General features: G+C 39.9%; 20 protein-coding genes. 10 read left to right on the top strand and 10 right to left on the bottom strand.

Translation table 11 applies throughout. The features are described from left to right. A partial coding sequence (locus tag AWN68_RS08395; RefSeq protein ID WP_172796050.1) for an NADPH-dependent FMN reductase occupies positions 1–258 on the bottom strand: 258 nt, incomplete at its 3' end. Between the two features lie 158 nt (positions 259–416). Between AWN68_RS08395 and AWN68_RS08390 the strand changes: the two genes are divergently transcribed. Beyond that, positions 417–1238 carry a purine-nucleoside phosphorylase gene (locus tag AWN68_RS08390; RefSeq protein ID WP_068413982.1) on the top strand — a complete coding sequence of 274 codons (822 nt, stop codon included), beginning with the start codon at positions 417–419 and terminating at the stop codon, positions 1236–1238. 139 nt (positions 1239–1377) lie between these two features. Here the strand turns inward: AWN68_RS08390 and AWN68_RS08385 are convergent, their stop codons facing one another. Next, the gene (locus AWN68_RS08385; RefSeq protein WP_245657985.1) at positions 1378–1725 is read right to left on the bottom strand and encodes a YbjQ family protein; all 348 of its coding nucleotides are present in this window, start codon (positions 1723–1725) and stop codon (positions 1378–1380) included. A gap of 58 nt (positions 1726–1783) precedes the next feature. Between AWN68_RS08385 and AWN68_RS08380 the strand changes: the two genes are divergently transcribed. From AWN68_RS08380 to gldG, 3 genes are read left to right on the top strand one after another with little or no spacing between them, the layout of a single operon-like run. Next, a complete protein-coding gene (locus AWN68_RS08380; protein WP_068413979.1) occupies positions 1784–2485 on the top strand; it encodes an SDR family oxidoreductase in 702 nt (233 codons plus the stop codon). A 23-nt stretch (positions 2486–2508) separates the two neighbouring features. Further along, a complete protein-coding gene (gene gldA / locus AWN68_RS08375) occupies positions 2509–3435 on the top strand; it encodes a gliding motility-associated ABC transporter ATP-binding subunit GldA (protein ID WP_068413977.1) in 927 nt (308 codons plus the stop codon). Beyond that, positions 3419–5824: a gliding motility-associated ABC transporter substrate-binding protein GldG gene (gldG, locus tag AWN68_RS08370; RefSeq protein ID WP_068413975.1), complete on the top strand. Its 2406-nt coding sequence runs from the start codon at positions 3419–3421 to the stop codon at positions 5822–5824. The genes gldA and gldG overlap by 17 nt, the downstream gene beginning before the upstream one ends. A 45-nt stretch (positions 5825–5869) precedes the next feature. Here the strand turns inward: gldG and AWN68_RS08365 are convergent, their stop codons facing one another. The 6 genes from AWN68_RS08365 to AWN68_RS08340 form a co-directional block, all read right to left on the bottom strand. Next, positions 5870–6187 (bottom strand): rhodanese-like domain-containing protein, encoded by a 318-nt coding sequence (locus tag AWN68_RS08365; protein WP_068413972.1) that lies wholly within the window; start codon positions 6185–6187, stop codon positions 5870–5872. Between the two features lie 80 nt (positions 6188–6267). Continuing rightward, positions 6268–6678, bottom strand: a complete 411-nt coding sequence (locus AWN68_RS08360; RefSeq protein WP_068413969.1) for a response regulator — start codon at positions 6676–6678, stop codon at positions 6268–6270. 361 nt (positions 6679–7039) lie between these two features. Next, positions 7040–8338 (bottom strand): dihydrolipoamide acetyltransferase family protein, encoded by a 1299-nt coding sequence (locus AWN68_RS08355; protein ID WP_068413966.1) that lies wholly within the window; start codon positions 8336–8338, stop codon positions 7040–7042. Positions 8339–8415: 77 nt separating this feature from the next. After that, positions 8416–9663, bottom strand: coding sequence for a competence/damage-inducible protein A (locus AWN68_RS08350; RefSeq protein WP_068413963.1), 1248 nt, complete (start codon positions 9661–9663; stop codon positions 8416–8418). Positions 9664–9671: 8 nt separating this feature from the next. Beyond that, positions 9672–10853, bottom strand: coding sequence for a trans-sulfuration enzyme family protein (locus tag AWN68_RS08345; RefSeq protein ID WP_068413960.1), 1182 nt, complete (start codon positions 10851–10853; stop codon positions 9672–9674). Between the two features lie 136 nt (positions 10854–10989). Continuing rightward, positions 10990–11307 (bottom strand): hypothetical protein, encoded by a 318-nt coding sequence (locus AWN68_RS08340; protein WP_068413957.1) that lies wholly within the window; start codon positions 11305–11307, stop codon positions 10990–10992. 134 nt (positions 11308–11441) lie between these two features. Between AWN68_RS08340 and AWN68_RS08335 the strand changes: the two genes are divergently transcribed. From AWN68_RS08335 to AWN68_RS08310, 5 genes are all read left to right on the top strand, one after another. Then, entirely contained in the window at positions 11442–12221 is a 780-nt protein-coding gene (locus AWN68_RS08335) for a DUF6503 family protein (RefSeq protein WP_157716135.1), read from the top strand. 309 nt (positions 12222–12530) lie between these two features. Continuing rightward, positions 12531–13004: a hypothetical protein gene (locus AWN68_RS08325; protein WP_084362806.1), complete on the top strand. Its 474-nt coding sequence runs from the start codon at positions 12531–12533 to the stop codon at positions 13002–13004. 71 nt (positions 13005–13075) lie between these two features. Continuing rightward, on the top strand, positions 13076–13615 hold the full coding sequence (locus AWN68_RS08320) for a hypothetical protein (RefSeq protein WP_245657986.1): 540 nt from the start codon (positions 13076–13078) through the stop codon (positions 13613–13615). Then, positions 13612–14445: a hypothetical protein gene (locus AWN68_RS08315; protein ID WP_068413945.1), complete on the top strand. Its 834-nt coding sequence runs from the start codon at positions 13612–13614 to the stop codon at positions 14443–14445. The genes AWN68_RS08320 and AWN68_RS08315 overlap by 4 nt, the downstream gene beginning before the upstream one ends. After that, complete coding sequence (locus tag AWN68_RS08310) at positions 14432–16864, top strand: leucine-rich repeat domain-containing protein (RefSeq protein WP_068413943.1); 2433 nt, start codon at positions 14432–14434, stop codon at positions 16862–16864. Before AWN68_RS08315 ends, AWN68_RS08310 begins: the two co-directional genes overlap by 14 nt. A 93-nt stretch (positions 16865–16957) precedes the next feature. On the opposite strand, the gene fabF is transcribed toward AWN68_RS08310, so the two are convergent. Both fabF and AWN68_RS08300 read right to left on the bottom strand, forming a co-directional pair. Further along, positions 16958–18202: a beta-ketoacyl-ACP synthase II gene (fabF, locus tag AWN68_RS08305; protein WP_068413940.1), complete on the bottom strand. Its 1245-nt coding sequence runs from the start codon at positions 18200–18202 to the stop codon at positions 16958–16960. Then, positions 18199–18804 carry a TetR/AcrR family transcriptional regulator gene (locus tag AWN68_RS08300; RefSeq protein WP_068413938.1) on the bottom strand — a complete coding sequence of 202 codons (606 nt, stop codon included), beginning with the start codon at positions 18802–18804 and terminating at the stop codon, positions 18199–18201. Before AWN68_RS08300 ends, fabF begins: the two co-directional genes overlap by 4 nt. 134 nt (positions 18805–18938) lie before the next feature. On the opposite strand from AWN68_RS08300, the gene AWN68_RS08295 reads away from it, so the two are divergent. After that, positions 18939–19487 (top strand): DsrE family protein, encoded by a 549-nt coding sequence (locus AWN68_RS08295; protein ID WP_068413937.1) that lies wholly within the window; start codon positions 18939–18941, stop codon positions 19485–19487.

Here is a 19487-nt window from a genome sequence, read left to right as displayed (position 1 = left end):
CCCTGGGAATGAACCATTATACTCAGGCACAATAAAAAGGAGTTTGTTTGCAGCATGAACTTTGTTTCTCATAACATTGAAATTTTCATTACTGCCGTTGTTTTCATATAGAGCAGTGCCCGTAAAGTCGTGTGGAAGATCAACGAGGTCAACAATGTCTGTATCCACACCTTTATCAATAAGAATAGATCGGTAATAATTGGCTACTTGCCTACTCACTGAATTTTTGCGATTGGTACCTACTACTATTGTGATCATATGCGGATTTGATTTCAATTCAAAATTAATGTCTTTGTTTTAAAGCACATAGTAATCGGTAAGTTAATGGATGCATATTTATGAGGATAAGTTTTGAACTTTAAAGTTCCTCTCCAAATGAATTCTTTTGCATCTTTGAAATTGAAAGAAGAATTGACATGATGGACTACACCAAACAAGTATTTGAAGCACTGAACTATATTCAATCTGCACATAATTTCAAACCCGAATTCGGTATCATATTGGGTACTGGTTTAGGAGCCTTGGTTGATAAGATTAACATTGAACATACGATTGAATATAAAGAAATACCTCATTTTCCAATATCTACGGTTGAGAGTCATAGCGGTAGACTGATTTTCGGTGAACTTTCTGGGAAGAAGATAGTCGCTATGCAAGGTCGCTTTCATTACTATGAGGGTTATGATATGAAACAGGTTACTTTTCCTGTAAGGGTATTGAACCTTTTAGGGATTAAGAAACTCTTTGTTTCAAATGCTGCGGGTGGTGTAAATTTGAATTTTCAGGTGGCTGATTTAATGATCATTGAAGATCACATCGATTTGACCAAAGAGAACCCTTTAACCGGTGCTAACCTTGATGAATTTGGAGGGCGTTTTCCTGACATGAGTGAACCATATGAGCGAAAAATGATTAATGAGGCAATGGAGATTACCAAGAATGAAGGTATAAGATGTCATGAAGGTGTATACGCTGGTGTAAGCGGCCCTAATTTAGAAACTAGGGCTGAATACCGTTTCCTTAAGATTATTGGGGCTGATGCTGTAGGGATGTCTACTGTGCCAGAAGTAATTGTGGCTCGACATATGAACCTTCCCGTGTTTGCGGTCTCTGCTATAACAGATTTGTGTGACCCAGATCATTTGGAAGTCGCTGAACTTTCTAAAATACTAGCAGCAGCTGCAAAGGCCGAAAAAGGAATGACTATTCTATTACAGAAGTTGATTGCGCTGCAGTAATTGTTAATTGCTTCGTTTCTCGAATTCTTCGTTATTGCGTTGATTGATTCGATATTTTATACCAAAAGCTATTCTGACAGCGATTACGACCCAAAGCGCAATCACTGCCCAAATAATAAGGGTGGTCATTTTGAATGAATTATTTCAATTTGACTGCTGTTCCATAAGCTAAAATTTCAGCAGTTCCCTGCATAATCATTGCGGTGGAGAACCGGACGTTGATGATGGCGTCTGCACCGAGATTTTCAGCATCTTTTTTCATTCGAAAGATCGCCTCTTCTCTTGACTCAGCTTGTAGTTGAGTGTATTCATTTATTTCGCCCCCAACTAAGTTTTTAAAACCTGCGAAGATATCTCTCCCTACATTTCGAGCCCTTACAGTACTTCCTCTGGCAATACCTACGATCTCTATTATCTCTTTATTCGGGACAAAATCTGTGGTGGATAGTATCATATTGAATTTTTTCGAGAAGTTAATAAAATTCATTTTAAGATTAACATTGCGCAATCTTCCATAATCAATTTTAGCTTGTTAATTTCACACTATGGATATTCAAGGGAAAGTGGCCATTGTAACTGGCGTGAGTAAAGGGATTGGATTAGAAACCGTTAAGCAATTATTGGCTGAAGGAGCTATTGTGGCGGGATGGGGGAGGACTTCACCTAAGTTAGAAGATACTAATTTCCATTTCTTTAAGACTGATGTTTCTGATTGGGAAAACGTTCAGTCTTCCTATAAAGCCACTTCTGACAAACTTGGGAAAGCCAGTGTTTTGGTGAATAATGCTGGAATGGGCTATCAGGGATTGATTCATGAAATGGATGTGGCCGAATGGAAGGAAATGTATGACATCAATGTCCACGGATTGTTTTACTGTATTAAAGTAGCGGTACCCAGTATGATTGAATTAGGGGAAGGGCATATCATTAATATTTCTTCTATCGCTGGAACGAGCGGAATTAAAACAATGTCTGGGTATGTGGGAACAAAACACGCGGTTCGTGGTATTTCACACTCCATTTTCCAAGAATTAAGAGAGCATGGAATTAAGGTGACAACAATTTACCCTGGTTCAACGAATACCAATTTCTTCGATAGTATTGAATTAGCAAATGCCAATGACAATATGATGCGTCCACAAGATGTAGCGAATTCCATTGTTCAGTCTGTTCAAACTTTTCCTAATTACCATGTGGTTGATCTAGAAGTTCGGCCATTATGGCCAAAAGGAAATCCCAATAAATAATATTACGCCCCGTTAAGGATTCAATGTCGATACAGGTAAAGCAACTCACCAAAGTTTATGGACAACAGAAAGCTGTTGATGGAATCTCTTTTAAAGTTAACAAAGGAGATATTCTTGGCTTTCTGGGACCAAATGGTGCGGGTAAATCAACCACAATGAAAATTGCGACAGGTTATTTACCTCCTTCACAAGGTGAAGTGATTGTGAACGGTTTTGATATTGTGAAGGACTCTAAAAAGGCGCGGGCGATCATTGGCTATTTACCAGAGCATAATCCGCTGTACTTAGATATGTTCGTTCACGAGTATTTGGCTTTTATTGCTTCACTTCATCAGATCAAAGGGGAGAAGAGAAAGTTGAGAATCGCTGAAATGATAGGGCTTTGTGGCTTGACACGTGAGCAGAATAAGAAAATAGGTTCGCTTTCTAAAGGCTATAGACAAAGAGTGGGATTGGCTCAAGCGTTACTGCATGATCCAGAAGTACTTATTCTAGATGAACCCACCACAGGCTTAGACCCTAACCAACTTGCTGAAATCAGAGGTTTAATTAAGCAAATAAGTAAAGATAAGACCGTGATTCTTTCAACTCATATTATGCAAGAAGTAAAAGCTTTGTGTAATAGAGTGGTGATTATAAATCAGGGTAAAATTGTGGCCAATGACTCCGTGGCACATTTAACTTCAGGGGCAAAGCAGGTTTTACATGTTGAATTGTCTAAACCAATTGAACTTAAAGCTATTTCTGAAATTAGAGATTTCAAGTTTAAGGATTTGGGCACTGGGAAATATCAGGTGACTTCGAAGGGTAACAAAGACATTCGAGAACGATTTTTTAAACTGGCTTCTGAAAGGAATTGGGTGATTTTAGGAATGCAACTGATTGAGCAAGACCTGGAGCAGATTTTCTACGACTTAACTAACCAACAGGGCAATGTGGGCGATTTATAGAAAGGAAGTCCAGCAGTTTCTTAATTCGCTTATTGCTTATGTGGTGATTGGTGTTTTTCTTACTGGTATTGGTTTGCTGATGTGGGTTTTTCCTGAGACCAGCGTAATAGATTACGGTTATGCCCAGCTCGATACGCTATTCTCATTAGGCCCATTTGTCTATATGTTTCTTATTCCGGCCATTACCATGCGTATGTTGGCTGAAGAACGAAAATCCGGAACATTAGAGTTGCTGCTTACTCGGCCATTAAGCGATTTTCAGATCATTTTTGGGAAATACTTGTCGGCTTTCAATTTGGTGATTTTCTCCGTAATCCCTACAGTTGTCTATTATTACTCGGTTTATCAGCTGGGAAGCCCAGTTGGTAATTTAGATACCCCAGGAATTATTGGCTCCTATATGGGGCTTATTTTGCTTGGTGGTGTATTTACATCCATTGGATTATTTGCATCGGCACTCAGCGAAAACCAAATAGTCGCTTTCATTCTAGCCGTATTCTTCTGCTTCTTCATGTTCACAGGCATAAGCTCATTGGCCGATATATTTACCGGTCAAACTGCACTATATATTGATGAAATGAGCCTTTCATTTCACTATGATGCCATGAGCCGCGGTCTGATTGACTCAAGAAACCTTGTGTATTTCTTAAGTACCATCACTGTTGTTTTGCTGCTTACTTCGCTCAAATTTGCTACGCGGAGAATGTCATTCAAACCGTACAGGGTAAAGGCCATCAGGATATTTGGATTGGGTTTGTTCATCGTTTTTGCGGTTAATGTAGTTGCCGCCAACTTCTTTTGGAGGTTCGATTTAACAGAAGAAAAACGTTATACACTTCAAGATCCTACTAAGGAATTATTGGGGAAACTGAATCAGCCTTTACATGTTGAGATTTTATTGGGAACGGATTTACCTACCGAGTTTCAGCGTTTTCAAAAATCCATTGTAGAAACCGTGGAAGAGCTTGGGGTTTATAGTAGTCAGCCCATTTACTATTCAATTAACGACCCTGGAGCCGCTTCTACGGAAACTGAGAGAAATAAAAACTATCAGGCTTGGATGGATTCGGGACTTTCACCCACTAGAATATTTGATAACGATAATGGAACGGATGTCCAGAAGCTTATTTTCCCTTATGTGGTGCTTCGCTATGGAGACCGAACTTCCAGTGTTTTATTATTGAAAGGCAATCAAGGAGCATCATTTGAAATGAAGCTCAATCAATCGCTTGAAGGAATTGAATATGAATTGGCCACTGGAATTCAGCGTATTGCTAATATAGATAGGAAGCGTATTGGCTTGCTTCAGGGGCACGGAGAACTTGATTCGTTGAACATCTATTGGTTTGCTCGCGATTTCTCAGAAGCATTTGATATTGTACCTGTCAATTTGAGTGAGACAAAGGAGTTAAAAAACTTTGATGTCATTATTATGGCAAAGCCCACCAAGGCTTTTTCTAGAGAAGATAAGTTCAAGATTGACCAGCACCTGATGCATGGAGGGAAGGCTGTTTTTATGGTGGATGCCCTAGGGGTGGATATGCACCAAGCTGGGGGAGTAGGTACTTTTGGATTGCCTTACACACTTGATCTGGATGATCTGTTTTTCCGTTATGGAATTAGGCTGAAAAAGGACTTTATTTTAGATGCTCAGAACTTTGGTCGATACCCAGTATTGATGGACGATTCTGAAACCATCACCAATTTAAAATGGCCATTTTTCTTTGGCGCTTCGTGGTTTAGTGAACATCCGATCACTCGGAATTTAGATGCCGTTTATACACGATTCACCAGTACGATCGACACAGTAGCTGCTGAAGGGATTAAGAAAACTCCATTAATATTCACCTCACAATACACTAGAATACTCAATGCACCAGCGCCCATTTCGTTTGAGGAGATCGCAGTGGAGAACGACCCGAGTCTTTATCAAGGAGGTCAATATCCTATTGCTTATTTGTTAGAAGGGGAATTTGAGAGCCTTTTCAAAAATAGAGTTTTGCCAAAAGAGGGAGTAAATACTAATGATTTTAAAGCCGATAGCCCCGATACAAAAATCATCGTGATTGGAGATGGCGATATTATCAGAAATGAGATGCAACGAGGGACACCTTTGGATATGGGTTTTAACCCTTATACAGAAGGGGATGAGAAAAGAATATTCGCTAATAAAGATTTCATGATGAACGCCTTAACCTATTTGATGGATGATGATGGGCTAATTCAGGCGAGGAACAAAGAAATTAAACTGAGGCCGCTGGATAGAATTAGGGCGCAAAAAGAGAAGTTGAAGTGGCAGTTGATTAACCTTGTTGGGCCAATTGTTTTACTGGTGCTCTTCGGTGTGATTCGTAACTTTATTCGGGTTAGAAAATACAGTCGGTTTTAAGTTTTTCAGAAGGTCGAAGTTTATTCAACCTTCTGGAGGAATAGCCTAGTACTTAGTTAGGCTATTATCAATTTCATCGGCATAAGCCAGGATTCCACCTTTAAGGTTATAGAGGTTTTCGAAACCATGATTCTGCTCTAACCAGTTGATTACATCTCCGCTACGTTTCCCACTGCGGCAGTGAATCACCACTTTTTTATCGCGGCTGATATTATCTATGTTGCCAGGAATGGTGTTCATGGGAATCAATTCTCCACCAATTTCAGCGATTTCAAATTCGTTTTCTTCTCTTACATCAATCAACTGAAAATCAGCTCCTGATGCTTTTAGTTCTGCTAGTTCTTTTACGGTTGTTTCTTTCATAATACTATATCGACCAATGGTTGTAACTGGACTTGAAAATTAGTGAATTAAGATTGACTTATTCGATTTGCTAAAGATTGTTATTTATTGAAGTATTTCAAACGTAATTCTTCTAGGTATTCCGTGGTAAGAGGTTTGCTGGTAAACTCGCTGACATCAGCTAGTTCATTAGTCTTTTCCATGTATTCTGGATTTTTAGAGGTAGAGAGCATTACAACGATTATAAGTTCGTTTTTAGCTTTATCTAATTTGGCGTATTCTTGTAAAAACTCCCAGCCATCCATTCTGGGCATATTAATATCTAGGAAAATTAAATCCGGAGAAGGTTTTTCCCCTTGTAGACTTAATTGAAGATACTCTAAAGCCTCATGCCCCCCCGTTATGGCTACAACACCATCTGCAAGTTCAGACTTATCAATGATAATTTCGTGATAAAAATTATCAGCCTCATTGTCGTCAACCAATAGAATGCTCTTTAGTTTTTGTTTCATACTTATTCTTGATATGAAGTCGATTGAAAATTACAAATATATTATGAATGTCGCTTTCTTCATTACAAAGCCTATTTTCCTTTATTGTTAAAAAAATGATTCGTTAGAAGTCTAAGTTATTAAAATTATTTTGGGCACGTAGTATCGGTGCATTAGTTAGAATGCGGTTGTTAATTCTCCAGATAAGGTAATGAAATATATATTAACGCACATATTTGTGTTTTTTGGTTAACAGAAATAGTGATTAGTTTGACTAATGGATGAGGAGGTATTTCAGTTCCCGTTTACGTTGAAATATAAAGATGAAAAAAGCCTCAACCATTTCTGATTGAGGCCTTAGAGAAGCTTGTTATATCTAAATTTATAAAGTTTGCTTAGGGTCAAATTTCTCTAAATAATCAGCTACTCTTCTTACGAGCATGCCTCCTAAAGATCCATCTACCACCCTATGGTCGTAAGAATGGGAAAGGAACATTTTATGACGGATAGCAATTGCATCACCAGAAGGTGTTTCGATTACCGCTGGTTTTTTAACTACCGCTCCTAAAGCCATAATAGCCACTTGAGGCTGCATGATGATTGGTGTTCCCATTACGTTCCCAAAAGAACCTACATTTGAAACAGTGAAAGTACCGCCTTGCAAATCGTCTGGGGTTAGTTTGTTTTCTCGTGCTTTTTTAGCCAAAGCATTCACCTTCTTAGTAAGTCCAGTCAAGTTGTACTGATCAGCCCTGTGTATTACAGGTACGATAAGATTACCACTTGGAAGGGCTACGGCCAAACCAATATTAATGTCTTTTTTCTTAATGATTCTAGTTCCGTCTACCTGAATGTTAATCATTGGGTAGTCTTTTATCGCCTTTACAATGGCTTCAATAAAGATTGGAGTGAAGGTGATTGGCTCGCCTTCTCTTTCCATGAAGCTATTTTTCACCTTGTTTCTCCATGCAACTACATTTGATACATCAGCTTCAACAAATGAGGTGACATGTGGAGAAATACGCTTAGAATCCACCATACGTTCGGCAATCATCTTACGCATTCTGTCCATTTCGATGATCTCATCTTCACCAGAAATCGAAATTGGCATTTGCTTAGGTGCTGACTGCGCTGGAGCAGAAGCTGCAACTTGGGATTGAACTGGTGCAACACCTCCTTGCGGCCTGTTTTTCACATAGGCCAAAATATCTTTCTTGGTTACTCTATCTTCTCTACCAGTCCCTGGAACTCTTTCCAATTCACTCATAGGAATCCCTTCCTCACGAGCAATGTTCATCACCAATGGAGAATAGAATCGGTCACCAGCTGGTTTATCTAAAACTGCTGCTTGTCCATTTGAGGCCGCTGTTGCAGGTTTTTCGTTTGCTGTAGTCGTTTTAGGTGCTGCTGCAACAGGTGCTGAGTCGCCACCAGCAGAAGCTTCTGTTTCAATTCGTGCAATGGGAGCGCCTACAGGAACTACATCGCCTTCCTTTACTAATATTTCTTTCAAAACACCCGCATGAATGGCAGGAACTTCGGTGTCAACTTTGTCTGTGGCTACTTCCAATACAGACTCATCGGCTTCGATTGTGTCGCCTTCTTGCTTTAGCCAAGTCAACACTGTGCCCTCCATTATACTCTCGCCCATTTTAGGCATCACCATTTCTACAAGTGCCATATTCTTATGTTCTTAGAGATTAAAAACGTTCGCATTAAAAAGACAAAAATAGCATTAAACCAAATATTATCAATGTTCTATTGGTTCAAACTTTTTCTTACCAAATTTAGTACGGCTATTTCTGTTAATTCAATATTTAATATTCTATTCTGCGTTAATTGAAGTCTTTTGGTTATGGTTTGTTTGCCGTCAGCAAAGGCAATCCACACCGTTCCGACTGGTTTTTCTTCAGAACCACCACTTGGCCCAGCAACTCCGCTACTGGCTACACCGATATCGGAGTTGAATTTCTCTCGGATTCGTTCGGCCATTTCCTTAACACATTCTTCGCTTACCGCGCCATGTTTTTCAAGGGTAGAAGCCTTAACTCCTAACACGTCAATTTTAAATTGGTTGTGGTAAGGTACAATTCCGCCCTGAAAGTAAGCAGATGATCCGGGAATTTGAGTGATTTTATGTTGAATAAATCCACCCGAACAACTTTCTGCTAGAGCAATTGTCTTCTTTTGAGCAATAAGCAAGAGGCCTATCGCTTCTTCCAAACTTGTTTCATCATACCCATAGATGTATTTACCTGCCAAGGGAATAAACTCTTTGATCAGTTGCTGAACGTCTTTTTCAAGCTGGCTCCGGTTTTCACCAATGGCAGTAAGCCTTAATTTCACATGGCCTATGCTAGGCAAATATGCCAAGTGAATGTGTGGGGGAAGAGTCTCCTCCCAATCCTTAATTTTTTCAGCTAGGAAGGATTCACCTATCCCCACTGTCTTAATCACCTTATGGTAAATTACTGGGGTTTGAAAGAAGTTACGGACTTTAGGGATTACAAACTCCTTCATCACATTCTTCATCTCATGGGGTACCCCCGGCATGGATATAAATATTTTTCTATTTCTTTCATACCAAGTGCAAGGAGCAGTGCCCAACGAATTATGAATTACTTCAGCAATTTCTGGCACCAAGGCCTGCCTTTTGTTCATTTCCGTAAACTCTCTTCCACGTTTTTCGAAGAAGTCCTTTACATGGGCTAAAACACTAGCGTTTTCAATAACCTTGCAACCAAAATACTTGGCCAAAGTGGGCATAGTAAGATCATCGTTGGTGGGGCCTAATCCGCCCGTAATTAAAACCAAATCTGCATGACTCTCTGCTTCGGTAAATGCATGCAGAATGTCAGGTTCATTGTCTCCAACCGTAGTTTTTCTGACTACTCTAATTCCCAGTAGATCGAGTTGAGCACTCATCCATTGGGCATTGGTGTCTAAAATTTGACCATAAAGGATTTCATCTCCAATGGTTAGAATTTCGGCAGTTATGTTTTTCATATGGAGATTTATTGGGCGGCTTTTAAGGCTTGCTCAATATCGGTTATAATGTCTGTGATGTGCTCTAAACCTACTGAAACACGAATCAGTTCCGGAGTAATTCCAACTTTTATTCTTTCTTCTTCAGAAAGCTTTGCGTGTGTGGTAGAAGAGGGGTGGGTTACAATAGTTCGGCTATCGCCCAAATTGGCGGTAAGCGAACATATCTTAATATTGTTCAAAAATGTTCTTCCGCTTTCTAAGCCTCCTTTGATGCCAAAAGCCACTACAGCTCCGCCCGACTTCATTTGCTTTTTGGCTACCTCATACATCGGATGCGACTTTAAGAAAGGGTATTTGACCCATTCCACGAATTCCGATTTTTCAAGAAATTTAGCCAGTTTGAGTGCATTCTCAGCATGACGATCCATGCGTACGGCTAAGGTTTCTAAGCTTTTAGAAATTACCCAAGCATTAAAGGCGGATAGCGCAGGACCAGTACTTCTGCTGAAGGCATAGATTTCATCAATCAACTCTTTTTTACCCACCGTGACTCCGCCCATTACACGCCCTTGTCCATCCATGAATTTGGTGGCCGAATGGATTACCAAATCAGCACCATACTGAATTGGTTGTTGCAGGTAAGGAGTGGCAAAGCAGTTGTCGACTACTAAAATGAGATTGTGTTTTTTTGAGAAACGGCCCAGCCATTCTAAATCAATAATATCCACTGCTGGGTTTGTAGGAGTTTCTACATATAGAATTTTGGTGTTGGGCTGAATAGCTTTGTCCCAATCACCTGTGTTGTCAATGTCCACATAAGTAGTATCGATTTTCCATTTGGGAAGTATTTTACCGAAAACGGTATGCGTTGAACCAAAAATGGATCGGCAAGAAATGATATGGTCTCCAGAGGAAAGTAGGGCCGCGAAAGTTGAGAAAATTGCCGCCATTCCGGAAGCAAAGGCATAACCTGCTTCGGCCTTTTCCATTGTGCAGACTTTGTCTACAAACTCCTGAAGGTTTGGATTGCTAAAACGGCTATAAATATTCTTGTCATTCTCTCCCGCAAATGCAGCACGCATTTCTTCTGCATCCTCATAGGTAAAGCTAGAAGTAAGGTACATAGGAGTAGAATGTTCCTGCGCATGCGTACTTTCGATTTGTGTGCGGATTGCCTCGGTTTCGAATTGTTTTTTATCCTCTTTCATTCAAATCATTTCTTGCCCAAATATACAGTTCCAAACAGCTACTGAAAAGAATTGAGTATTTGTTTATTTAGATAGCCGCTTGCTTAGAGCTATTGAGTTTGCTGGGCTATAGAAAATGGTCAAGAATGAGGAAAGGTTATTTACTACTTCTCATCTGGTTCAAAGCAATCTCGGCCAACATTGGCCATTTTTCTGCCTCTTCATAGCTTATCACAAACCAGTCTTTTAATGGAGGTTTAGTTTTGAAGGGATTAAGCAATTCATATTTATGAATGCCTTCTGATTCTGGTTCGAAATCTCTACCTAAACGAACGGTAAGTGACCTTTTATAGAAAAAGGCAAAGTTTTTACCCTTCAGTTGTATCCCTGGGGATGACATCATTGTCCCTTCTGTCACCTCAGGGTGCTTCGAAATGATAGTGTCTCTTACTTGGTTGAATAGTTCTTCTTCCATAATAAAACTGTCTAATTGATTGATGCTCAATATAAATTCTGATCATTCTTGCCCAAGTATGACTTTGAGTAAGCCATCTGACGTTGAAAATCTGTAAATTCGTGAACTTTACAGCTGAATTTAATCAATCCGAAATGAAAAAGTATCTAATAGTTTTCCTTATGACGATCCTAATGGGGTGTGGAGGGACAAAAACTGATAATAAAATTGAAGAAGTGAAAATGGGTCCTCCTAAAACGGAACATCACTCTGCCAGCATTACTAAAGTTTTTGAAGCCCATGGTGGTTTTGGTAACTGGTCTGAGATGAAGCAGCTTTCTTATGATATGTCGAATGGGCAACATCATCTGATTGAGCTTCAAAGTAGATATACAAGAATTGAATCGGAGAATGATACTACTGGTTTTGATGGCAATGAGGTGTGGATGATGCCAGCAACGGCCAACGCTTCTCGAGCTCGAATGACCTATAACCTCTATTTCTATTTTTATGCATTCCCTTTTGTTGTAGGTGATCAAGGCGTCATATATGAAGATGTAGAACCAATGAACATTTTGGGCACAATTTACAATGGAGTTAAAGTGTCATATGAAAGTGGTGTGGGTGAGTCATCAAAAGACAATTATATTATTTATTCTGACCCAGAAACTAACAAAATGGCTTGGCTAATGTATACCGCTACCTTTGGTGGAGAAGAGGCCAGTGACAGATGGAGCTTGATTAAGTATGATCAATGGCAAACCATCAACGGAATTACCATTCCAAAATCTTTGCAATGGTACCAGTATACTGATGGAGAAGTTGGTGGGATGAGAAACGAAGTGCTTTTCGAAAATGTAAAGCTTTCAAAAGAAGTTCCAAGCATGGATAATTTCAAAATGCCCGAGGGTGCGCAAGTAGCTCCAAAAGGGTAAAAAAAATATTTAACTTTTTATTTAATGTCGCAATGGGCCCAGTCCTGTTGCGATATTTTTTTTGCACTGGGGGTTTTCACCACGGGCTTGGTAAGAAAAGGCAAACGAATGAGTCATTCTTTCCCCATATTTGCCCGCTTACAAGATTATTGTTTCCATTTTGACAGCAATTTTCTCTATTCGAAAAGAAAACTCTATATAAAGTTGTGGAAAGAGCTGTTTAAAGAAAATAATAGTTACTTGGAACAGAACTTGCTTGAAGAGTAATCGTTTAACGAAGCCATATATATGAAACCAAATTCACACAACATGAAAAGCATTTTTAAATTAGTGCCAGTCTTCTGTGTACTGCTATTTGTACTGTCCTCTTGTAAGAGTCAAAAAGCGGTGGTTGATGCCAACCAAGAACCAGAAGAAGTTATTGAAGAAACTACTCCAGAGCCAACTCCTCCTGTAAAGGAAGAGCCAAAAGTAGACCCAGAGGCCGCCAATAGAGCGCTTGACGCTAGGTTGTCTAACTACTTTGGACAAATCGCGAATGCTTCTTCTATTAACGCAGCAAATAATAACATCAGAGAAGCCGTTGGAATGTTTAGTAATGGAGAAGCTCCAGTATTGATCATTTTTTACGCAGCCAATGGAACTGAAGATTTTGACGAACCAACTACGATTACTAAGTACCTTAACTATTTAAAGGACCTTAAGAAGGCTCCACACAAGGTAAAGGAAATGGTGATGGATTCTCAAGGCAGAATCAAAGAGTTAGTATTAGTAAAGAAATAGTCAAAACACCCTAACACAAGAAAATTATGAACAATCAAATATTTAAAAGACTTTCTTATGTGGTTGCTTTAATGGCGTTTTTTGCTGTTTCAACCCAAGCTCAAAGTCCAGTAGATCCCAATCGTGAAAAAGCAATTGATTCACTTGCATTGGAAAAAGTTAAAGACCTAGGTAAGTACATCGCTATTATTGGAAACAAGGACACTCCTTTTTCTGAAGCCAACCGTGTTATGGACAGGGCCGAAGAGCTATTTGCTCCAGGTAGTGAAATGGGCGTGTCATCGCTAGCTTCAGAAGAGATCAAGTACTACAAAGTGCGTGAGTATTTTCAAAGATTGATGGCGCTTAACTATGATAAGGTAAATATTGAATGGTATGATGTTCAGTATATATCTGATTTGGAAAGACAACCTGATGGCCGATATGTTGGTGTAGTGACTGTTTACCAGAAGTTTGAAGGAACTACTGCGGACAAATTGAACTACAAAGACACGACTAAAAAGGATATTACCATTTACGTAGAAAAGAAAAAGACTCAAATTGCAGGTAGAACTATCGAATTTTGGGACGTAATTTTGGGCGATATCAGAGTATCTGAAACTTCAGTATGAAAAGACTAATTCTTCTTTCACTTTCTTTCTTTTTCGTTTTTACTTCGTATTCCTCCGCTCAAATTGTGGGAGAGAATTATGAAATCGAGCAGCAACTGTTGGCAAGCACGAAGCAACTCAATCAGTTTTTTAAGCGCTTTAACGGAGAGGAAGACGTAAAAGGAAGAACGTTTGAGCCTGATGACAGGCAATATCGCAATGAAAGATTGCGTAAAAGGTACCTCAGTATCCTCTTCGATGAAGAGGATACTGATATTTCTTCTCAAGCCAAGAATGACTTTATTGAAAGGGTAACACAGGCTGATAATCCAGCGTTTTTGAATTTGCATTCAAAAGATTGGTTTGCCGTGGTGAATACTACCTTTCTTTATAAAGGAAAAGAGCTCCCTTTGCTGCTTTATATGAAAATCCAGAAGGAGGCACTTGGTTACGAATGGGTCATAGCCGATGTCGCTTTCGAACCTTATAAAACCATGTTTGATAAGCAGCGAGGCGAAACTAAGGTGTTTCTACATCCAATGAGCCATGAGCTTGACTTCATGAACTTAAGAAAAGCCCTATTGAAAGGAGGCGTTCCTGAGTCTTACACTTTGGCAGATTATAAGCCAGATTTTTTGACAATTTTTCTCTACGAAGTAAAAATGGGGATCCTTCAATTTCAAACTGTAAACCGAATGAATTATCATTTCTTCGGGGTTGATGGCTGGTATTTCTCTCTCAACAACTTTAATCGTGCCAACGACAACTCGGGTTGGTTAATTTCAGACTTGCTCCAAGTCAATGCTTCTCAGAAAGAAGATTTATTGAAAATGATTTATGAGAAGAAATAGACTCATTTTATTGCTGCTCTTTTTCAGCGCAGGTGCCTCATTATGGGCGCAATCTCCTGTTTTGCCTGACTCTGTGTTGGAAAAAAAGAAGGAGGGAGTAAAAGAAATTATCAGTGCGCTAGAATATTACCTGAATGTAATAGGGGCAGAGCGTACTGCGGTAAGCGAGAAAGAGGTGATCATTAGCAATAGCTATGCAAAACTCTTTGTCGACCCTAAAGTTCAAGTAGAAGATGATCTGGAAGAAAAGAGATCAACTCCGATTTTTAAAGACATCCAAGCTTACTTAAAGGACATTGACTTCTTCTTTAAGAATGTGGTTTTCGATTTCGAAATCACAGAAATACTGGTGCAAACCAAAGAAGATGGAACGCCATTCTATAAGGCCGAAATCATAAGAAACTTGCAAGGCACTTCTCTGAGTGGAGAACCTGTGAATAGTAGTCAAAAGAGATTCATTGAATTGAATTTAGACCCTAGAAAGAGTGAATTAAAGATCGCCAGTATCTATACCAATAAACTGAGTAAAGATAAACAGCTTAGAGAGTGGTGGTCGCTGCTTACATTTGGCTGGAAGCAGGTTTTTAAGGATAAAATCAATTTTCAAGGAGATAGTATGTCCAGTCAGGACTTGGTGCGTTTGGCCTCAATCGATTCCCTTGATTTATCAGGAAATGACCTAGTACTCAATCTTGATCCAATTTATCAGCTTACTAACCTGAAGTATCTGAAAATAAGCAATACATGGATCAATGATCTAAAACCTTTGCGATCCATCAATACATTAAAGTCACTGGATGTTTCAAATAGCTCCGTTTTCGACCTTCAATACCTAAAATATCATAACGAAATAGAGTCGCTTAATCTCACGAATTGTCATGTAGAGGATTTCTCATTGTTGAAGTCGTTTGAGAAATTAAAGAAACTGAATCTGTCTAGAATCAAGCAAATCGACTTGTCTTTTATAAGTAACCTTACTTCTCTGGAAGAACTAAACTTATCAGAAGCCGCGCAAACGGTAACAATCGATTTTTCTAAGTTGAGTAAGCTTAAAAAGCTGGACTTATCGGCAAGCGATATCATAGGCCTGAATGGTTTTCAATCAGCTTCTGCCTTACAAGAATTAAACCTTGAGTTGACAAATGTAAGTGACCTGACTCCGCTTTCAGCCTTGGCGCAATTGAAAACGGTGAATATTACCAATACAAAGGTAGAGTCACTTCAGCCTCTAGCTCAAGTGAAATCCTTGACAAAGATATACTGTGATAATGCACCATTAGATGAAGCCAGTACAGAGGCTTATGTGGAGGCTAATCCACGAGTTTTGGTGGTAAGGAACACCAAACAATTAGAACAGTGGTGGGGTGGTATGTCAGACATGTGGAAAGGCGTTTTGACCAAGTATATGGATATGCCAAATCCTGATAATGAAGATTTAATTCAGCTGTTAAGAATCGATTCTTTGAACTTAGAAGGAGCCGGAATTATAACTTTAGCGCCATTAGCGCAGCTGAAGAAAATCGCGCATTTGAATCTGAACTCCAATCCACTAAAGAACCTTCAAGGGCTTGAGTCATTGGAACGTCTAGAAACACTTACGCTAAACAATACGGCCGTAGCGGATCTTTCGCCTTTGGCGAACTTATCTAACTTAAGACATATTGAGGCTGAGAACACCAAGGTCAAAAATATCACTGACTTGGGGCGATTGACCATGTTGAAATACTTGAGTTTAGAGGGGAGTAATGTTGATAAAACTGCCGTTTCGTTGCTACTCGATAAGAAGGAAGACTTGACCGTGATTTTCCAAACCAAAGCCTTAAATGCTTGGTGGGGAATTTTGAGCGAGCCAATAAAACGAGCTTTTAAAGAAAATGTGGTGATGGCTGCCCAGCCAACTGCCAAACAATTACACCAGTTGGTTTCTCTAGAAAAGCTGAATATTCAAGGCTCATCCATCACCAGTTTGGCGGAACTGTCTGAGTTTTATCGATTGAAAGAACTTAGTCTAAACCGTTTGGGAATGAAAGATTTGAATTCATTACCAGACTTAAAAGCTTTAGAAGCGCTAAGCTTTACGGAAATGCCAGTAGCGGACTTATTGTCTGTACTTAAATTCAATAACCTCAAGTCACTGAACTTTAGCAATACGGCCATTGATGATTTACGCCCGCTTACAACGATGACCAAACTGGAGCGAATCAATTGCTCAGGAACAAACGTCAAGCGTTTCACGGGGCTCGAAGGACTGTCTAACTTAAAATGGATAGACTGTTCAAACACCAAAGTCTTCAAGTTCGACCGACTGACGGAGCTCAAGAAATTGGAAACGGTCATCTGTTTCAATACCTCTTTGCGCAGCAACGATATCGAAAAGTTGAAAAGTGCTCTCCCGAATGTGGAGGTGGTGTTTTATTAGGGTTAATCATCTTGCTAAGACCCATTGGGAATGGGTTTCTGCTAAAAAAAAACGGAACCCACCACTTTGCATCGGGTTTCGCTCCACTAAACACTAAACACTAAACCTCTTAAACACCGCACTGGCCATATGTCCACCAAAGCCAAAAGTATTGCTCAGCGCATATTTCACTTCTCGCTTTTGTGCCGAACCAAGGGTGAGCTCAAACTTACCGTCAAATTCTGGATCAACGTTTTTCGTGTTAATCGTTGGGGGAATAATGCCTTCTACAATCGCCATCACACTGGCAATGGCCTCTATTGCGCCTGCCGCACCGAGCAAGTGGCCTGTCATAGATTTAGTGGCTGATATATTCAGGTCAGGATTCGTTCCAAAAACCCTTTCAATCGCGACCAACTCACTTGTGTCACCCACTGAGGTGGAGGTGGCGTGCATGTTGATATAATCAATGTCTTTTGGCTCAATACCCGCATCGTTCAGCGCTTCGTTCATTCCTAAGAAAGCGCCTTCTCCTTCGGGGTGAGTTCCAGTTAAGTGATAGGCGTCTGCGGCCATTCCGCCACCTGCTACTTCGGCTATAATGGTAGCACCTCTGGCAATGGCGTGTTCGTAAGACTCCAAAATTAAAGTACCAGCGCCTTCGCCCATTACAAACCCGTCACGACTTACATCAAATGGTCGACAAGCGGTTTCAGGATTTTCGTTATTGGTAGAAAGGGCACGAGAAGCAGTAAAACCACCCAAGGCAGCTGCTGTAATTGGGGCCTCCGATCCACCCGTAATGATCATGTCGGCCTTGCCCCATTTAATGTAGTTAAAGGCGTCTATAATAGCGGTGGTAGAAGAGGCGCAAGCTGAAATGGTAGTGAAGTTCACGCCCCTGAGTCCGTATTTGATAGAGATAAGGCCCGAAGCAATATCGGCTATGATTTTGGGAATGAAGAAAGGGGAGAAGCGAGGTGTCTCATCATTTTTGGCGTAGGCAATCATCTCTTCGGTAAAGGTCTGAATGCCGCCATTGCCCGAACCCCAAATCACTCCAATTCTATTTCTGTTGAGTACATCAAAATCGATTTTAGCGTTTTTGATGGCTTCTTCCGTAGCAATTAGCGCGTACTGCGTAAACGGATCCATTCGTCTCGCCTCATTTCGCGGAATGTAATCTTCTACATTAAAGTCCTTCAGTTCGCAGGCAAAGTGGCTTTTGAATTTAGTAGTATCGAACCTCGTAATTGGTCCGCCACCGCTTTTTCCAGCTTTTAAGTTGGCCCAATACGTTTCTAAATTATTTCCAATTGGGGTTAGTGCCCCCATTCCAGTTATGACTACTCTTTTCATGTTGTTATTTTTAATTGGTGATTGACCAATGATTTCAAGTTTTCGATAATGCTAAAAAACGATTCCGGATCGTTTGTGGTTTTCGCAATCAGAATACCGCCTTCAATCGAGGCGATATAGAAGTTTGCGAAACCTAAGGGATCAATTTCAGGCTTGATTTCGCCTGAATTCTGTCCCTCTTTGATGACGCTGGCAATTTCAGATTGCCAAGTCAAAAGGATGGTTTTCGCCTTTTCCTTAAAAAAAGGATAAAAGTCATCTGCTTCTACCGCCACATTCATTAAAGGACAGCCGCCATTGTTGGCCACGGTTTTATAATTCTGATGATAGAAGTTAAGTAAACCGATGAGTTTGGCTATACTTGAAGGGTGCGCAGCCCAAGTCATTTGTAATCCTTTCTGTAAGAATTTCACATTATGATTGAAGCAGGCTTCGGCCAAGTTTTCCTTATTTCCGAAGTTACCATAAATGGCGCCCTTGGTCAAACCAGTGGCGCTGGTAATGTCCGACAAAGCGGTGCTCTGATAGCCCTTTTTGTTAAAAATGGGCGCTACCGTTTCAATGATTCTTTTCTTCGTTCTTTCAGATTTAGCAAAAGGCATTTGTAAAAATATACCAATCGGTATATTTTTACAAACATTAACGTATTAAGTTTTAGCTGCAACTGTTTTTTACTTCTATGGTTTGAATTTACTGGTTGGATTATTGTAATTGAACTGGTCAAAAAAAAGCTCTTATGAAACAATGTATACTAATTGCCGTGGCAGTGCTGTTTTTTACTCATTTAAGTCAGGCTCAAGAGAAAAAATGGGTCAATCCTATTATTAAGAACTACGGTGGAATTCTAGAATTAGATCGGGTAGATGTTGCTCCAGATCCTGATATGGAATATAAAATACTGATTGAGTTAGTTCATAAAATTGATAAAACACAAGAACGCGCAGCTTTTCCCGCTTTAAATGTCGCTCGATTGATGAACTTGCATGGAGTGGGTGGTGTAAAACAAGAAAATCTGAAAGTGACAGTGGTTATTCACGGAGGAGCTACTAATTCGGTTTTAAACGATGAAGCTTACAAAAAGAGGTACGAAATGGATAGTCCTTACGTGCCTTTATATAAAGAATTAATGGAGGCTGGGGTAGAGGTGATTGTTTGCGGTCAATCCTACGCAAGTTACGGCAACAGTGTTGACGATCTAATGGACAATGTGAAAGTTGGTACTTCGGCACTCACCACGATAAGCACCTATCAACTTAAAGGCTACGCTTTTTTTAAGTGGGATTAG

This window comes from Roseivirga echinicomitans, assembly GCF_001592935.1.
GTDB classification, from domain to species: domain Bacteria; phylum Bacteroidota; class Bacteroidia; order Cytophagales; family Cyclobacteriaceae; genus Roseivirga; species Roseivirga echinicomitans.
This window is presented reverse-complemented; position numbering and strand designations above follow the sequence as displayed.

Coding starts and splice junctions, on each gene's coding strand:
- AWN68_RS08390 (WP_068413982.1), top strand. CDS start 417: ATGATGGACTACACCAAACAAGTATTTGAAGCACTGAACTATATTCAA.
- AWN68_RS08385 (WP_245657985.1), bottom strand. CDS start 1,725: ATGAATTTTATTAACTTCTCGAAAAAATTCAATATGATACTATCCACC.
- AWN68_RS08380 (WP_068413979.1), top strand. CDS start 1,784: ATGGATATTCAAGGGAAAGTGGCCATTGTAACTGGCGTGAGTAAAGGG.
- gldA (WP_068413977.1), top strand. CDS start 2,509: ATGTCGATACAGGTAAAGCAACTCACCAAAGTTTATGGACAACAGAAA.
- gldG (WP_068413975.1), top strand. CDS start 3,419: ATGTGGGCGATTTATAGAAAGGAAGTCCAGCAGTTTCTTAATTCGCTT.
- AWN68_RS08365 (WP_068413972.1), bottom strand. CDS start 6,187: ATGAAAGAAACAACCGTAAAAGAACTAGCAGAACTAAAAGCATCAGGA.
- AWN68_RS08360 (WP_068413969.1), bottom strand. CDS start 6,678: ATGAAACAAAAACTAAAGAGCATTCTATTGGTTGACGACAATGAGGCT.
- AWN68_RS08355 (WP_068413966.1), bottom strand. CDS start 8,338: ATGGCACTTGTAGAAATGGTGATGCCTAAAATGGGCGAGAGTATAATG.
- AWN68_RS08350 (WP_068413963.1), bottom strand. CDS start 9,663: ATGAAAAACATAACTGCCGAAATTCTAACCATTGGAGATGAAATCCTT.
- AWN68_RS08345 (WP_068413960.1), bottom strand. CDS start 10,853: ATGAAAGAGGATAAAAAACAATTCGAAACCGAGGCAATCCGCACACAA.
- AWN68_RS08340 (WP_068413957.1), bottom strand. CDS start 11,307: ATGGAAGAAGAACTATTCAACCAAGTAAGAGACACTATCATTTCGAAG.
- AWN68_RS08335 (WP_157716135.1), top strand. CDS start 11,442: ATGAAAAAGTATCTAATAGTTTTCCTTATGACGATCCTAATGGGGTGT.
- AWN68_RS08325 (WP_084362806.1), top strand. CDS start 12,531: ATGAAAAGCATTTTTAAATTAGTGCCAGTCTTCTGTGTACTGCTATTT.
- AWN68_RS08320 (WP_245657986.1), top strand. CDS start 13,076: ATGGCGTTTTTTGCTGTTTCAACCCAAGCTCAAAGTCCAGTAGATCCC.
- AWN68_RS08315 (WP_068413945.1), top strand. CDS start 13,612: ATGAAAAGACTAATTCTTCTTTCACTTTCTTTCTTTTTCGTTTTTACT.
- AWN68_RS08310 (WP_068413943.1), top strand. CDS start 14,432: ATGAGAAGAAATAGACTCATTTTATTGCTGCTCTTTTTCAGCGCAGGT.
- fabF (WP_068413940.1), bottom strand. CDS start 18,202: ATGAAAAGAGTAGTCATAACTGGAATGGGGGCACTAACCCCAATTGGA.
- AWN68_RS08300 (WP_068413938.1), bottom strand. CDS start 18,804: ATGCCTTTTGCTAAATCTGAAAGAACGAAGAAAAGAATCATTGAAACG.
- AWN68_RS08295 (WP_068413937.1), top strand. CDS start 18,939: ATGAAACAATGTATACTAATTGCCGTGGCAGTGCTGTTTTTTACTCAT.